Source organism: Pseudobacteroides cellulosolvens ATCC 35603 = DSM 2933, from assembly GCF_001262605.1.
GTDB classification, from domain to species: Bacteria; Bacillota; Clostridia; order Acetivibrionales; family DSM-2933; genus Pseudobacteroides; species Pseudobacteroides cellulosolvens.
Map to the genome: position 1 here is coordinate 4,724,925 of NZ_LGTC01000001.1, position 16,071 is coordinate 4,740,995.

Sequence of the window (16,071 nt, forward strand, 5' to 3'; positions counted from 1 at the left end):
TCTTTGATTACATAAAATTTTTATAATAAATTTTTAATGTCTAGGAAATTATGGTGTATACTCTACACCACAATTTCTAATGACAACAATCAAGGTTGAACAAAATTATTTCATAATTTTGTTTTAATATTGTCTCCTATAACCAATAATAATACTATACCTATTTAAAATGAATTTTTCAAGCTACATATGCAATTAAAAGCAATATAAATCTTACTTGGGAGGGACATGTTAATTGGATCAAAATTACATAAGCGGTACAAAGCTCATAACACGTTATGTTTGTAAGGTTTTCCCCCTTGTAAACAGGGAGCTTTACAAAATATCCGGACTATGCATCAGTTCAAAAGATAAAATACTTTCCGACCTTGCACTAAGAAGCATTAAGAAAAAAAAATTCCACGCTCAGGGTGGATCCGTATATGCAATGTACCCAAAGGCCTCAATGGATGATACTGTAAAATTCATAGTAAGCTTCCAGACGATAAGCGACTATCTTGATAACCTGTGCGACAGTGCAGGAATATATGACGAACAAGCTTTTCGTCAGCTTCATTATTCCATGAGGGATGCCGTTACTTTAGACGAAACAAATACAGATTATTATAGATTTTATCCCTTCAAGGAAGATAACGGCTACCTTTCTGCATTAGTTAACCAATGCAGAAAACAGATAGCCAAACTTCCATCCTATAACCTTATAAAAGAGCCTATTATAAAACAGGTTGAATTGTACTCAGATCTTCAGTCCCTTAAACACCTGGCAACAGATGTACGGGAAAAGAAACTTATATCATGGTCTAAAGAGTACCTTCGCGGCTATAAAGGGATCAGTACATGGGAATTCTCCGCTGCGACAGGCTCGACACTTAATATTTTCCTTCATTTTGCTTCAGCATGGGACCCAAACCTTACAGAGGAAGAAGTAAGAAATAATGATATGGCATATTTCCCATGGATAAACGGACTGCACATACTTCTTGACTACTATATAGATTATGCTGAGGATATTGAAACCAATGAATTAAATTTTACAAGCTATTATACCAACCAAAAGGAATGTGAGAAAAGGCTTATATTTTTCATAGAGAGCTCCTTTGATGCTTGCACAAACCTCAAATACCCCAAATTTCATACAACTATAATAAAAGGTCTTTTGGCAATGTATTTGTCCGATCCGAAAGCATATAAAGGTTTTAACAGGTTTACGAGCAAATCCATCCTTAAAAATTTCGGGAGAGATAACACTAACTTTTATCATAAAGTTTGTAAAATGCTAAGGCTTTCAGGTGCTCTTTAAAAAATCACGAAGTGATTTTTAACATTAATTATTATCGTGAGACATTTAATTCATTCTGGCATAAACCATATCCGCCAGCCTGTACAAAATTTCTTTATGATAAGAATCTGGAAGATTATCCAGACTTTTTTGAGCCTTTTCTATATGAATTCTGACTCTGTCATAGCATTTTTCCATTATTCCAGTTTTAGCAATTACGGAACATATTTTTGATATGGTATCATCATCAAACTTTCTTTCCTCAATAACGTTTTTTACCCAATGGTGGTTAGCCTTATTCCCCAGTAAGTATATGATGGGCATTGATATAATACCCTGCCTTAAATCCTCTCTTTTTGGCTTTCCCGTTAATTCACTTGAGCCGCATAAATCGAGAATGTCGTCTGTAATTTGAAACGCAAGACCCAGATTTAATCCATATTCCCCTATAAGCTCTATCTCTTCCTGTGCGGCGTTTTGAGCCGCTGCTCCAGCTTGGCAGCAACATTTCAACAGAATTGCAGTTTTGCAGGCTATTTTTTCATAATATTCTTCCAGGCTGCAATCGCAATTAAATCTATCCTCAGCCTGAACAATCTCACCCCCACACATGCTCTGTATGGCCTCAACCATATACTCCATCCCGCAGTTCAAGTTCTTTGAAGAAAGAATTCCGAAAGCTTTTGCAAACAAATAGTCGCCGCCTAATACTGCAAAGTTGTTACCCCATATGCTGTTTATGGATGGTCTGCTCCTCCGTAGTACTGAATTATCCACAATATCATCATGAATAAGAGATGCCATGTGAATTAACTCTGCTGCTACTGCAGTTTGCAAAAGCTCAGGTGTATTTTCTCCAAAGATAAGACCGCTGTAAATTACCAGCAGCGGTCTTATCCTTTTTCCTCCTGCGTCTAAAATGTGTATGCACATATCCCTAACAGTACCATTGGTGTCTGATACAGCCTTCATCAGTTCTGCTTCAACCAGCTTCAATTCCGGAATGTCCTTAAAGTCCAGCTTGCCATTATATTGCCTAACTTCAAACTGCTCCTTTATAATTTCCAATACCATTTCTCCTTTTGCACTATATGTTTTGCACTAACTGTTTTTAGTCTTATTATTTTGTCCAAATACCGTAGATTAATACAATATAATCCAAAAGGAATTGTTTTTATTGCTTAGTTATTTATATTTCATGACTTAATAATAGATTTTGCTATTGCAACCGCTTCGTCAATTGATTTAAAATCGCCCCTCTCATAGCTGATACAGTAATATACACCGTTATCCATCCAGCCTAAGAAGTGTGCGTCATCACTATAGCTCCAATGGCATTCTACACCTTCAACAACTACAATTCTTGAGTCATCTTTAATATCTCTGATTCTGTCATATTCCATAACAGGCCAATTTCCTTCGGTTATTATTAGGTTCAATGTTTTATCACCATTATCATACTCTCCTCGAAACATATTACAGCTCTTGTTCATGGGGTCCATTCCAACCATTTTTAAAGTTATTATGAAGCTGCCCGGTAAGCTTTCGGGAATTTTGACTTTAAATCCTAGCATATTTTCTATCTCAGCCTTTGTTGTACTTTTAGGAAGATAGGACTGAGACCTGATAACACCGGCATCATTGTTTACGTCATACGTCTTTGTAATATTGTTTATAAAATGCTCCGCCATTTTTTGAGCTACATCATAGGTAATATCTTCATCAGTACTGTGAAGCTCATAAAAGGCTCCTTCATACTCCCATGCAAGTATATGAATAATTTTTATGCCCACAGGCTTTTGCTGCATGTCATGATTTGGATATATACCGTTAACATTCCCTTGTACCCAGTAGAACTTGGTGCCCTTAATATCAATAACCTTTTTATTTTCGAGGAAATCAATATAATTATCCTTTGAAACGCTTAAACCAATAGTATTGTTTTTATTGTAATAAATAGCAGTCAAACGTACAGTAGCATTGTCTGATTTTCTAACACCTTTGTTCTTCTGAAAACACTTATAGCCTCCAAATAGCTCCGACGGTACATGGATATTAAACCCAGCCTCTCTTGTAAGCTCTTCATCAGTCATACCTGTATAGTCATATGCTATATCCATTTCACTAACATCATTATTTACTTCCACTTTTACAGGCTTATATCCATCCTCTGTTTTATTCATTACATAAATCCAGCTTTTAACAGCGTCAATACCATGTGCAGCTGCCACTCTGGCTTCTTCTGAGAATACAAGAGTAAGACCCGGAGCTATAACAAAAAGCAACAAAGCCGCAGCCATATATCCCCTAATATTTAGCTTCATTGGAAATACATTTTTTGCTGCACTCTTAAGTCGTGACGCCTGCTTTATATTTTTTATTTTCTCACCCACATCACTGATTATTTCCTCCCGGGGTTCAATATTCTGTGCTTCTTCTTCCAACAAACCACGGATTATATCATCAAATTTTTCTTTATCATGCATTAGTACCACACTCCTTTCCATCGCAAACATATCCTTCTTTCACAAGCTCCTTATGGAGAATCTTCCTCGCATTATGAAGCCTTGATTTTACTGTGCCTTGAAAACACTTAAGCACCTGGGCTATCTCCTTTATGGACAAGTCATTATAATAATGCAGCACAACAGTAGTCCTAAGGGGTAAGCTTAATTTATGAAGTGCATCTTTTATAAGCCTGGAAGATTCTCTTCTCTCTACAAGCCTTTCGAAATCATCATTCAGATTCTCATTTATACTCTTATAGTCACAGCCATCAAATTCCTCAATAGATACCTTTCCTTTTTCTTTCGACTTAACACGCCAGCTTGTTCTAACTAAAATCCTGTAAAACCAGGACTTAAATTTTTCAGGGCTTTTAAGCGACTTTATATCCTTATAGCATTCAATAAGAGCTTCCTGGACTATATCTTCCGCTAAATCATTACGCCCTGTGATTAAAAAGGCATATCTGACAGCCTTATTAAAATAACTGCCAAAAAGCGCTTCATAAGCCTCCATATCCCCCTGCTGACATTTTATAACCAGCCCAATCTCGTCCATGCATTTATCCCTTCTTCCCCTTTATGGATTAAGCCATATGAAAAATGAACAATCCTTTTCATTTATAAAAAGTGATAAATCTTTTGCATTTGTCTGTCGCAAATCCCGTTCAACCGTTCGTTATTTGCTCCGCCAAATGTAAGATTAATAGCACTTTTAATATAGTAATGGCTAAGTAATATTCTACCGGTAAAATAATGCTCCTATTACATAGGGGATAATAAAAGAAAAAAGGTTCACATTAAATGAACCTTTTTTTATACTAATCCTTATATACATACTTTTTCTCTTTGTTTTGTGACTGCCATGCCTCATAACTATCCAGCACCTTAAGATTCTTATTTAACACATTCCAAACCTCTGAAACTTCAAAGTTTTTTCTCCAGCCCGCCACACCAGCAAGACCGTACTTGTGGACAAGAGAGGATTTAAGATTAATGGACTCCTCATTTTCCAGCCATATTTTATTGTTACTTCCGTTATCCTTATTATATTCGGCATAGAATTGGCCGCTTTCCTCATCCCATCTTACTTGTGCATTATTTTCCTTAATCAGGCTTTTTGCATATCCCATTGATGTGGCAACACTTCTTAATCTTTTGCCGCTCTCAGTTACCCAAACCCTTGTATAATAGGGAAGGCCCAATAACAATTTTTCTTTGGGTATAAAATCAAGGGTTCTTTTTACACTGTTTTCAACCCAACTCTGCTGAGCCACCGAGCCGGCCTCAGGAGATTCAGCCCAGTGCTGGTCATATGCCATAAGCATTATATAATCTACAGTTTCTCCCAGCACCTTTCTATCATAGCATAATGACCAATTCTCATTATTGCTTACCGGTGTAATATCCATTGACACAACAAGCCCTTTCTCCTTTAGCAATGGACTAAGCTCCCTTACAAATTGAGTTAGTACATCTTTGTCCCTAAGATTAATATCCTCAAAGTCAATGTTTATTCCATCCAACCTATACTGTGCTGAATATTCCAATACTTTATTTATTACAATTTCTCTGGCATCTGTATTATTAAGAAATACACCGGTATTGTTTGGGCCTCCAAGGTTATTGCTTAAATGTGCCCAAACCTTGTAGTTATTCTTGTGTGCCCATTCAACATACGGTAAACTAGCCCTGTTAACCATGGTACCTTTTCCGTCCTTGACTTCAAACCATGTAGGTGAAACAACATCAAGGCCCTGGATCCTGTCTTCATCAACCCAACCTTTTGTATTGGTTTTATAAATGGCATCCCATACCAAATTTATCTTTCCATGCTGGGGCTTCCATAATCCTCTAGCACTATCTGTATCTTTGGCCTTATCAGTATCTTTAGCTGCATCTAACTGTTGATTTGTTACCTTAACGTACTTCTTTTGAATAAAGCCTATTATACCATCCTGAGACCTTACCTTAAGCCATTCCCCGCTGTCACCAAATACCGTCATTTTATTTTGCAGCTCTTCCTGCATATCAAACTTTTTGTATATGGGAAATTTAATCGATTCTCCCTTTCTTATAACCGCCTTCTCGCTAACCGGTTCTGCCGCCTTAATACTTGTCCCTTTTCTGTCAATTATAATTACATTTTTATCCTTTAAGTAGTTAACCTTAATGCTATAAAAGTCATCAAGAAAGTACAATGGAACATATACCACCTTATTTTCTTCAATTGCTGGGTTCTTAAGATTGACTGGTTTGTTATTAATAAGAGCTTCAGGACTGTTTAAATTCATCCGTATTACTTTATCATTGGTGGTAACAATAACCTTTTTCAATTTTTCATCCAAATATATATATGGATCTACATGTTCTTTAATAATATCGAGAGGCAGAAGAATCTCCTGATTCTTAATAACAGGTCTTCCATCATCAATTATCTTGTCTCCAATGACAAGATTTAATTTTCCCTCATCAAATGCCTGTACAATAGTGTTATTCGGTGCAAAATAAACAATATAAACAGAAATGGCCATAATTGCAATAATCGACATCATTATTGTAACTATAGAAATAATTTTTAACCTTTTATTCAAAATACATTTCCCCCAATCAGCATATTGGAATATTATACAAGTGGTTTATCAAGATAATTTTTCAGACATAAAAATACACCATATGACAAATTATACATGGTGTATTTGAATAAATCATTAAGAATTGGTTACAAATTTATTACTTAAACACTTTTCTTGGAATACAGTTTGTGATATGTTCAACCATTCTTTCATCAGGTTCAAATAACAACAAAGTCCGTGTACCTTCAAACTGAAGAACTACAAAATAAACATTCTTTGAGTCTTTAGAAGTTATTGCCATAATCTTTTTTTCTATTGTTTTAACCTCATTGTATTTATCGTGGTCTATCCTTCCAAACATTTCAAATTCCTTACAATTTGCAGTAAATAACCTTCTTCTGTTCTTTTTAGCTACAATGATGTCAATATCCAGCTCATTGTTCGTAAGCGAGTACTCATACTCAATGTAGGTACGCCTAACAACAAAATATATACAAATGCCCGAAAACAAAAGTGTAATTCCCCTTAACAAAGGTACCATTATAGCTATAAAATTTGCTCCTAAAGCTAAATAAATAACTGTTGCAACAATAAGGTAATCTCTCGTTGTCCTTTTTTTTCTAATGAGCTTCTCTATAAATATATCCATTTATATTCTCCCCAGTTTTCTGTATTTTGTAAGTGCTATCAATATATTTTAAACCTATTTTTCTGTTATGTGAAGTGAAATTATTAATTATTTTTTATATCTAGGGAAATCAATTTCCCTTGAAAAGAACAAAATTAGATCGTAAAATTAATTCGAGGTGAGTATAATGCTAAATTTTATAGGAAAAGGCAGTGCATTTAACACAAAGCTTGGTAACAATAGCTGCTATATAAGGAAAAACGACAGCATGCTTCTAATTGATGCCGGAGGTACAGTTTTTCACAAACTCCAGGAACTTAATCTTTTTAACGGGCTAAAAAGCCTTCATATAGTCATAACCCACACCCATCCTGACCACTGCGGAAGCCTGGGAGAAGTCATTTTTTACCCATATTACTATAATCAAATTAAGCCTACAGTATATTTCCCGGATAAAGAGCTCATGAAAAGTTATTTTAAAGCAATTGGAGTAAAAGATGAGATGTGCAGCCTTATAAGCGATATGAATTTAACCATAGATGATATCTGTCTTGGTAAAATAAAGCTTGGTTTTATAAAGGTTCCACATGTTGAAACCATACCCGCATTCGGTTTTATAATGGAAACGGATAATAAAAAAATATATTACAGCGGTGACGCCAATAATATCCCGGGTGATGTATTAGCACTTTTAAAAGACGGTAATCTGGATATGATGTATCAGGATACATGCGGCATTGACTATGATAAAAACGCCCATTTATCTATAAATAAGCTTAAAGATATGATACCTAATGAATTAAGAAGCAAGGTATATTGCATGCATCAGGACGGCTATTTGGATCCTGAAATGGTGATAAAACTCGGGTTTAATCTTGTTTAAGGTTATACCCATACATTTAATTAGGGGTTGCAGCAAAACAGTATTTTGCAGCAGCCCCTAATTATAAAATTTTCAGGAAGAGCTTTATTAAGTAATGGCTAAGAAATAACATCCAATTCTCATCGTCCAAAACCCCGTTAAATCGCCGGGATTTTGTCCTTGAGAATATGAAGTTATTTCTAAGGCATTCCTTAAGTAATGATTATAGAATTACTTATTAATACATTCCGCCCATTCCGCCTGGCATTCCTCCACCTGGCATTGGAGCTTCCTTTTCAGGCTTATCTGCAACAATGCTTTCAGTTGTAAGAACCATTGATGCTACAGAAGCAGCATTTTGCAATGCAGATCTTGTAACCTTCGCTGGGTCAACTATACCAGATTCAATCATATTAACATACTTTTCATTGAGTGCATCAAAACCGATACCTGTATTACTGCTCTTAATTTTATCAACGATAACAGAACCTTCAAGTCCTGCATTAGCAGCGATTTGTCTTACAGGCTCTTCGAGTGATCTCAATATGATCTGTATACCTGTCTTTTCATCGCCTATGCTTCCATCGAGAAGCTTAGCTACATTTGGAATAGCGTTGATGAGTGCAGTACCGCCACCAGCAACAATACCTTCTTCAACAGCTGCCTTAGTTGCAGCAAGTGCATCTTCTATTCTTAATTTCTTTTCCTTCATTTCGGTTTCAGTTGCAGCACCAACCTGGATAACAGCAACTCCACCAGCCAATTTGGCAAGTCTTTCCTGGAGTTTTTCTCTGTCAAAGTCAGAAGTAGTTTCTTCGATTTGTGCTTTTATTGAAGCAACCCTCTTTTTAATATCTTCCTGACTTCCTGCACCATCAACGATAATAGTATTTTCCTTCTGAATCTTAATCTGTCTTGCTCTACCTAACTGTGAAATAGTTGTTTCTTTTATATCAAGGCCCAAATCTTCAGTTATAACTTCTGCACCTGTGAGTATAGCTATATCCTGAAGCATAGCCTTTCTTCTGTCACCAAAACCTGGTGCTTTAACAGCAACGCAAGTAAATGTTCCTCTTAATTTGTTTACCAATAATGTTGCAAGAGCTTCGCCTTCAACATCTTCAGCTATAATAACAAGCTTTTTACCCTGCTGTACTATCTGCTCTAAGAGAGGTAATACATCCTGGATATTGCTTATTTTCTTGTCAGTAATGAGTAAATACGGATCATCCAATACAGCTTCCATTTTTTCTGTATCAGTTACCATGTATGGTGATACATAACCTCTGTCAAACTGCATACCTTCAACAACTTCGAGGTTAGTTCCCATTGTTTTTGATTCTTCAACTGTTATAACTCCGTCATTAGTAACCTTTTCCATTGCATCTGCAATAAGAGTACCAATTACATCGTCATTAGCTGATATGGAAGCAACCCTTGCGATATCTTCCTTACCTTTGATCTTCTGGCTGTTTTGTATGATTCCTTCAACAGCAGCTTCAACTGCTTTAGAAATACCCTTCTTAAGGATCATAGGGTTTGCACCAGCTGCAACGTTCTTAAGTCCTTCTCTGATGATAGCCTGAGCAAGCAATGTAGCTGTAGTTGTTCCGTCACCGGCAACATCGTTTGTCTTTGTTGCTACTTCTTTAACAAGCTGTGCTCCCATGTTTTCGAATCTATCTTCCAATTCGATCTCTTTAGCAATTGTAACACCGTCATTAGTAATAAGAGGTGCACCGAATTTCTTATCAAGAACTACATTTCTTCCTTTTGGACCAAGTGTAATCTTTACTGTATCAGCAAGCTGATTAACGCCGCTTTCTAACGCACGTCTAGCTTCTTCACCAAATTTGATATCTTTCGCCATTAGTATAGCCTCCTTTTTTGAATCTTGATTAAATTATATGAAGTTTATCAGGTTATTCAACAACAGCTAATATGTCGCTCTGCTTTAATATTGTATATTCCTGACCGTCGAATTTAACTTCAGTTCCAGCATACTTGCTTATAAGTACTTTGTCTCCAACCTTAACTTCCATTTTAATTTCCTTACCTTCAACAATAGCACCAGGTCCTACAGCAACAATTTCTGCAACCTGTGGTTTTTCCTTGGCACTTCCTGGTAAAACTATTCCGCTTTTTGTTGTTTCTTCACTTTCCAACATCTTAATAACTACTCTTTCACCTAAAGGTTTTATTCTCATAAAGGTATAACCTCCTTGCTTTTATTTTATTAGCACTCACCATCATTGAGTGCTAATATTATATTATATAATATCCAATTTATAAGCAAATATTTCATTCGGGAAATAAGTTCAAATTCAACCAATTATCATGATTTATTTAAATTTATATTTGCAATACATTATATTTTACCAAATATCTCGATATTACATGTATTTTTAAAATCCAGAAAGCAATTAATTAGGTTATGTAAAAAATTCCTTATAGAGGTTCAGGCTTGTCATGAGATATTATGGTACATACATAAAAAATGCCTCACTAAATTCATTGAGACATTCTTTTTATATTAAAAGTGTTAATATATAATTTGATTATGAACATTAAGATACTAACGTCTTCCCTTTAATTCATCATAAATATCTTCCGGCTTCACATCCCTCTCCACCATCAGAACAAATAAATGATAGATAAGATCGGCAATTTCATATCTTATTTCGCTGGCAGCTTTATTCTTTGAAGCAATTATTACCTCAGCACATTCTTCCCCAACCTTCTTAAGTATCTTATCTATACCTTTATCAAAGAGATAGTTTGTGTAAGAGCCTTCTTTCGGATTTATCCTTCTGTCGGCAATCACATTATATACTTCTTGTAGAATGGCAGATTTGTCACCAACTGGCTTTACTTCCTCAGCATTCTCTTTTACACTTCCATCAGCATTTACATCCCTGTAAAAACATGTGTAGTGCCCTGTATGACATGCAGCATCAACCTGCTCAACCTTAATAAGCAATGTATCATTATCACAATCAACACATATTGACTTGACATACTGGTAGTGGCCGGATGTTTCACCTTTTAACCACAGCTTGCTTCTGCTTCTGCTCCAATAATGAACCTTCTTGGTCTCAATTGTTTTCTCATAGGCTTCCTTATTCATGTAAGCAAGCATTAAGACCTCATTTGTCTTATAATCCTGTGTTATTACAGGAATAAGACCATTACTGTCAAACTTTAAGTTTGTTGCTAAATAATCCATATTATCTGACCCCTTAAATCATTTATTATTGGTACTGATTTTAGAAAGCGTAAGTATTTTTTTATTCATGCCTTACTTCAATACCTTTTTCCCTTAGATAGCTCTTCAGATCGCAAATTTCCATTTCCCTGAAATGGAACAAGGATGCAGCCAATACTGCATCAGCCTTGCCATCCGTCAAAGCCTCATAAAAGTGCTCCATAGTACCTGCACCACCGGAAGCAATAACAGGAATTTTTACATTTTCAGATATTTTTCTTGTAAGTTCTATATCATATCCTGCCTTTGTACCGTCGCAATCCATGCTGGTAAGAAGTATTTCGCCCGCTCCAAGCTTTTCAGCCTCGACGGCCCACTCTATTGCATCCTTACCGGTATTTACCCTGCCGCCGTTAAGGTATACATCCCAGCTGTTTCTTTCAGAATTTTTCTTGGCATCAATAGCTACAACAACGCATTGGCTTCCAAACCGCCATGCAGCCTCAGATATGAGGTCCGGCCTTTTTAAGGCCGCAGAGTTTACAGATATCTTATCTGCACCTGCACGGAGAATCTCCTTGAAATCATCCACCGATCTTATTCCTCCACCTACAGTAAAAGGAATAAACACCTGCTCAGCAACCCTCCTAACTACATCAAGAATGATACTTCTTGCATCACTTGAAGCAGTTATGTCCAGAAAAGTAAGCTCGTCTGCCCCTGCCTTATCATATACGGCAGCAATTTCAACGGGATCACCGGCATCCTTTATATTAACAAAATTAACACCTTTTACAACTCTCCCTGCATGAACATCAAGACAGGGTATAATCCTTTTTGTCAGCATAATTAAACAACCTCTTTTTATTTGGCAATTTATTTGGCAACTTTTATTGCCTCAGCCAAATCAATATTTCCAGTATACAACGCTTTACCTATAATTGCTCCTGAAACGCCAACATTTTTGAGGTTCTTTATGTCCTCAATACTGCTAACCCCACCGGAAGCAATAATTTCTATGTTCACTGCCTTAACCATGTCTTCCATCGCTTTAAGGTTAGGACCGGACAACATTCCATCAGTGTCTATATCAGTATAAATTATTGTTTTAGCTCCAAGCTCTTCCATCTTTTTTGCAAATTCGATTGCAGTAAAGCTGCTGGTCTTGGCCCATCCTTCTATAGCAACAAACCCATTTTTTGCGTCAATTCCTATTACAAGATTATTATCAAATGTATCAACTGCTTTTTTAACGAGCTCCTGATCATTAACTGCAGATGTCCCGAGAATAACTCGCTGTATGCCTTTACAAAGAAGAATCTCAATCATTTCTATTGAACGGATTCCTCCACCCAATTGCACCGGAATACCCAGATTAACTGCCATTTTGCTAATGACCGCAGTATTTACAGGTTCACCAACCCTGGCACCGTCCAAATCAACCACATGGAGGTATTCAGCTCCAAGTTTCTCCCATCTTAACGCCATATCTACAGGGTCATCTGCATACACCGTTACATCACTGAATTTTCCCTGCACCAGTCTTACACATCTTCCGTCTTTAACATCAATAGCCGGATAAATTTTCATTTGGATTCCTCCCGAACTTTAATATCTGATTAAAAAGTGGATAACCACATTTCATTATAATAGTTCCTTGAAATTTTTTAAAATTGTCAAACCAACTTCACCGCTTTTTTCAGGATGAAACTGGGTTGCAAAAACATTACCGCTTCCAACTGCAACATCAAACTCAATTCCATAATTTGTTGCTGCTTTTACTATATCTTTATTTTCTGCATCCAGATAATATGAATGCACAAAGTAAACGTACGGATTATCGGGCAAACCCTTGAACAACGGACAGTCCCTGGAAATTGTGAGAGAATTCCAACCCATATGCGGAACTTTAAGGTTCATATCCAATGGAAGCTGTTTAATGGTGCCTTTGAATACACCCAAGCCAGGTACATTTCCACCTTCTTCGCTGTGATCAAAAAGAAGCTGCATACCAAGACAAATACCCAAAAATGGTCTGTTATCAGCAATAACACTTTTTACCACATCAACCATTCCTGCCTTTTTAAGATTATCCATGGCATCGGAGTATGCACCTACTCCAGGCAGAATGACTCCATCGGCCTTTAATACAAATTCAGGGTCTGATGATATTATAGCTTCACATCCTATATAGGCAAAAGCTTTTTCAACACTTCTTAAATTTCCTACACCATAATCAATTATCGCGATCAAAGAATATCACTCCTAAACAAGCTTCTTGCCGGTAATACGTTCATATGCCTCAATATACTTTGCTTCAGTCTTTTTAACAACATCTTCAGGAAGCATTGGAGCTGGAGGCTGCTTGTTCCAGTTTGATGCCTCAAGATATTCTCTCAGGTATTGCTTATCAAAGCTCTTCTGAGGTCTTCCAGGCTCATATTCATCCATAGCCCAGAATCTTGATGAATCAGGTGTAAACATTTCATCGCCTATAACAAGCTTGCCATCTAATATTCCAAACTCAAATTTTGTATCTGCAAGGATTAATCCTCTGCTTTCCGCATGTTGACTTGCTTTTAGATAAAGTGCCAAACTTATGTCCTTAAGCTTATTTGCAAGCTCACTTCCTATGGTATTCTCAAGAACCTGGAAGCTCACATTCTCATCATGCCCCTCAGCAGCTTTGGTTGATGGTGTAAATATTGGCTCAGGAAGCTTTTCTGCCTGCTTTAAGCCTGCCGGCAGTTTAAGTCCGCATATTGTCCCTGTCTTCTGGTAATCTTTGAGCCCTGATCCCTCAAGGTAGCCTCTTACTATACATTCAGCTTCAACCATTTTTATCTTTTTAACAAGCATTGATCTTCCCTGAAGCTCATTCGTAAACTGGGAAAATTCATCAGGATATTGGCTTACATCAGTGGTAATAACATGGTTGTCTATTACATCCTTTGTATAATCGAACCAAAACTCCGATATGCTGTTTAAAACCTTTCCCTTATTAGGAATAAGGTTTGGAAAAACAACGTCAAAAGCTGAAATTCTATCTGTCACAACTATAAGCAGCTTATCTCCGAGATCATACACATTTCTAACCTTGCCCTTAATATGCAGCGGGCGTTTTATAAAATCAGTATCATTAATTAACATTTCTATTTTCCTCCTTAAATCTTTAAATCCCTATATATGTTACTCATACTTTTTCATTATGAAAAGTAGTTTATATTGTGCCTTTTGTTGACATTACACCTTCAATTCTATTGTCAATCCTGGCAGCTTCATCCAATGCCCTGCCGAAAGCCTTAAAGATAGCCTCAATAATATGGTGGGAATTGGAGCCGTATAACATTTTCACATGCAGATTCATTCCCGCATTTACCGACACTGCTCTGAAAAATTCCTCCACCATTTCAGTATCCATATTTCCAACTCTTTCAGAACCAAATTCAGCATCAAAGACCAGGTACGGCCTTCCTCCAAGGTCTAATACCACCATAGCCAATGCCTCATCCATTGGAACATAAGACATTCCGTAACGCTTTATTGACTTTTTATCCCCCAAAGCCTTGGATATTGCCTGTCCCAATACTATACCTACATCCTCAATGGTGTGATGACAATCAACATGCAAGTCACCCATTGCCTTTAAGTCCATATCAAAAAGCCCGTGTTTGGTAAATAGAGTAAGCATATGGTCAAAAAAACCTATCCCGGTTTCTATCTTTCCTTCACCTTTACCGTCAATATTAATGCTCAATGAAATATCAGTCTCAAATGTCTTTCTGCTAACCTGTGCCTTTCTATCCACCCGTAACCACCTCATATAGCTGTATTAAGGCCTTCCAAATTAATTGAAATATTTACTTCTGATTCTACTACTAAAACACTTAATTGATTTTTACTATATTGGCCCAATTTATTATAACAGATTAAATAATAATAATACTATAACATTTTTATAAAATTAACATTTCTAATACTTTTATAAACTCTTCCATATCGCTGTCGGTACCTATGCTGACCCTTAGATAATTGTCAATCCTGGGTTTTTTAAAGAATCTTACAAGGATACCGTTTTCCCTTAAGTGATTAAATATCACTTCTGCATTCATTTTACTGTGGCTTATAAATAGAAAATTGGCCCTTGAATCCAAAACCTCAAATCCCATTTCCTTGAGCCTTAAGGCAACCCACTCTCTGGTATTTATAATCTTCGCAACTGTTTCTTTAAAATACTCCTCATCCCTTATGGCCTCTACTGCCCCCGCTAAAGCAAGGCGGTCAACTGGATATGAGTTGAATGAATTCTTTATTCGAATTATGCCGTCAATAAGCTCACTGCTTCCCATAACAAGCCCAAGCCTTAAGCCTGCAAGGCATCTTGATTTGGACATGGTCTGAATGACAAGAAGATTTTTATATTCCTTTATCAATTTGACCACCGACTCACCGCCAAAGTCAATATATGCTTCATCTATTATAACTACATTGTCTTTGTTATACTGGATAATAGTTTTTATCTCATCAATACCCATATATTTCGCCGTTGGTGCTTTGGGATTGGATATTATTATCCCACCGTTTTCTCTTAGGAATTCATTAACCGGTACATTGAATTCATCATCTAAGGGTACGGTTTCATAGTCTAAATTGTATAGTCTGCAATAAACAGGATAAAAAGAATAGGTTATATCAGGAAAAAGTATCTTTTTACCCGGATCAAAGAAAGCTTGGAATGCAAAGGCTAAAAGCTCGTCTGAACCGTTGCCTGCATATACTTCCTCCTTTGTAAGTCCATAATATTTAGCCACCGTTTCCCTTAATTCATGAAATTCCGGATCAGGATACAGCCTCAAGTCACTGTTTGTCGCATTCTTTATGGCTTTTATCACCCTTGGTGATGGGGGATACGGGCTCTCATTGGTATTAAGCTTTATATATTTTTTATCCTTGGGCTGTTCTCCCGGCACATAAGGAACCAGGTTTTTAGCAGCCTTGCTCCAAAATTTACTCATTC

At 36.6% G+C, this 16,071-nt stretch carries 16 protein-coding genes; 2 read left to right on the top strand and 14 right to left on the bottom strand.

Going from position 1 to position 16,071, the window contains the following annotated elements; genetic code table 11:
* Positions 1–235: 235 nt before the first annotated feature.
* Entirely contained in the window at positions 236–1,300 is a 1,065-nt protein-coding gene (locus Bccel_RS19405) for a tetraprenyl-beta-curcumene synthase family protein (protein ID WP_036936327.1), read from the top strand.
* 45 nt (positions 1,301–1,345) lie between these two features.
* Here the strand turns inward: Bccel_RS19405 and Bccel_RS19410 are convergent, their stop codons facing one another.
* The 5 genes from Bccel_RS19410 to Bccel_RS19430 form a co-directional block, all read right to left on the bottom strand.
* Positions 1,346–2,347, bottom strand: coding sequence for a polyprenyl synthetase family protein (locus tag Bccel_RS19410; protein ID WP_050753649.1), 1,002 nt, complete (start codon positions 2,345–2,347; stop codon positions 1,346–1,348).
* 128 nt (positions 2,348–2,475) lie between these two features.
* Complete coding sequence (locus Bccel_RS19415) at positions 2,476–3,765, bottom strand: hypothetical protein (RefSeq protein WP_036936321.1); 1,290 nt, start codon at positions 3,763–3,765, stop codon at positions 2,476–2,478.
* Complete coding sequence (locus tag Bccel_RS19420) at positions 3,758–4,342, bottom strand: RNA polymerase sigma factor (protein ID WP_036936319.1); 585 nt, start codon at positions 4,340–4,342, stop codon at positions 3,758–3,760. The genes Bccel_RS19415 and Bccel_RS19420 overlap by 8 nt, the downstream gene beginning before the upstream one ends.
* Positions 4,343–4,604: 262 nt before the next feature.
* Positions 4,605–6,377 (bottom strand): glycosyl hydrolase family 18 protein, encoded by a 1,773-nt coding sequence (locus Bccel_RS19425; RefSeq protein ID WP_036936316.1) that lies wholly within the window; start codon positions 6,375–6,377, stop codon positions 4,605–4,607.
* 139 nt (positions 6,378–6,516) lie between these two features.
* Positions 6,517–7,008: a hypothetical protein gene (locus Bccel_RS19430; RefSeq protein ID WP_036936313.1), complete on the bottom strand. Its 492-nt coding sequence runs from the start codon at positions 7,006–7,008 to the stop codon at positions 6,517–6,519.
* A 166-nt stretch (positions 7,009–7,174) separates the two neighbouring features.
* On the opposite strand from Bccel_RS19430, the gene Bccel_RS19435 reads away from it, so the two are divergent.
* Entirely contained in the window at positions 7,175–7,870 is a 696-nt protein-coding gene (locus tag Bccel_RS19435; RefSeq protein WP_036936310.1) for an MBL fold metallo-hydrolase, read from the top strand.
* A 217-nt stretch (positions 7,871–8,087) separates the two neighbouring features.
* Here Bccel_RS19435 and groL read toward each other — a convergent pair whose 3' ends face one another.
* From groL to hisC, 9 genes are all read right to left on the bottom strand, one after another.
* Entirely contained in the window at positions 8,088–9,719 is a 1,632-nt protein-coding gene (groL, locus tag Bccel_RS19440) for a chaperonin GroEL (protein WP_036936308.1), read from the bottom strand.
* A 52-nt stretch (positions 9,720–9,771) separates the two neighbouring features.
* Positions 9,772–10,056: a co-chaperone GroES gene (gene groES / locus Bccel_RS19445; protein ID WP_036936305.1), complete on the bottom strand. Its 285-nt coding sequence runs from the start codon at positions 10,054–10,056 to the stop codon at positions 9,772–9,774.
* A 368-nt stretch (positions 10,057–10,424) separates the two neighbouring features.
* Positions 10,425–11,075 (bottom strand): bifunctional phosphoribosyl-AMP cyclohydrolase/phosphoribosyl-ATP diphosphatase HisIE, encoded by a 651-nt coding sequence (gene hisIE, locus Bccel_RS19450; RefSeq protein WP_036936303.1) that lies wholly within the window; start codon positions 11,073–11,075, stop codon positions 10,425–10,427.
* 61 nt (positions 11,076–11,136) lie between these two features.
* Positions 11,137–11,901: an imidazole glycerol phosphate synthase subunit HisF gene (hisF, locus tag Bccel_RS19455; protein ID WP_036936301.1), complete on the bottom strand. Its 765-nt coding sequence runs from the start codon at positions 11,899–11,901 to the stop codon at positions 11,137–11,139.
* Between the two features lie 29 nt (positions 11,902–11,930).
* A complete protein-coding gene (hisA, locus tag Bccel_RS19460) occupies positions 11,931–12,644 on the bottom strand; it encodes a 1-(5-phosphoribosyl)-5-[(5-phosphoribosylamino)methylideneamino]imidazole-4-carboxamide isomerase (protein WP_036936298.1) in 714 nt (237 codons plus the stop codon).
* A gap of 54 nt (positions 12,645–12,698) precedes the next feature.
* On the bottom strand, positions 12,699–13,307 hold the full coding sequence (gene hisH / locus Bccel_RS19465; protein WP_036936296.1) for an imidazole glycerol phosphate synthase subunit HisH: 609 nt from the start codon (positions 13,305–13,307) through the stop codon (positions 12,699–12,701).
* A 12-nt stretch (positions 13,308–13,319) separates the two neighbouring features.
* Positions 13,320–14,204 (bottom strand): phosphoribosylaminoimidazolesuccinocarboxamide synthase, encoded by an 885-nt coding sequence (locus Bccel_RS19470; protein WP_036936293.1) that lies wholly within the window; start codon positions 14,202–14,204, stop codon positions 13,320–13,322.
* A 70-nt stretch (positions 14,205–14,274) separates the two neighbouring features.
* A complete protein-coding gene (gene hisB / locus Bccel_RS19475; RefSeq protein ID WP_081926732.1) occupies positions 14,275–14,862 on the bottom strand; it encodes an imidazoleglycerol-phosphate dehydratase HisB in 588 nt (195 codons plus the stop codon).
* 148 nt (positions 14,863–15,010) lie between these two features.
* Positions 15,011–16,069, bottom strand: a complete 1,059-nt coding sequence (gene hisC, locus Bccel_RS19480) for a histidinol-phosphate transaminase (protein ID WP_036936288.1) — start codon at positions 16,067–16,069, stop codon at positions 15,011–15,013.
* Positions 16,070–16,071 lie beyond the last annotated feature (2 nt).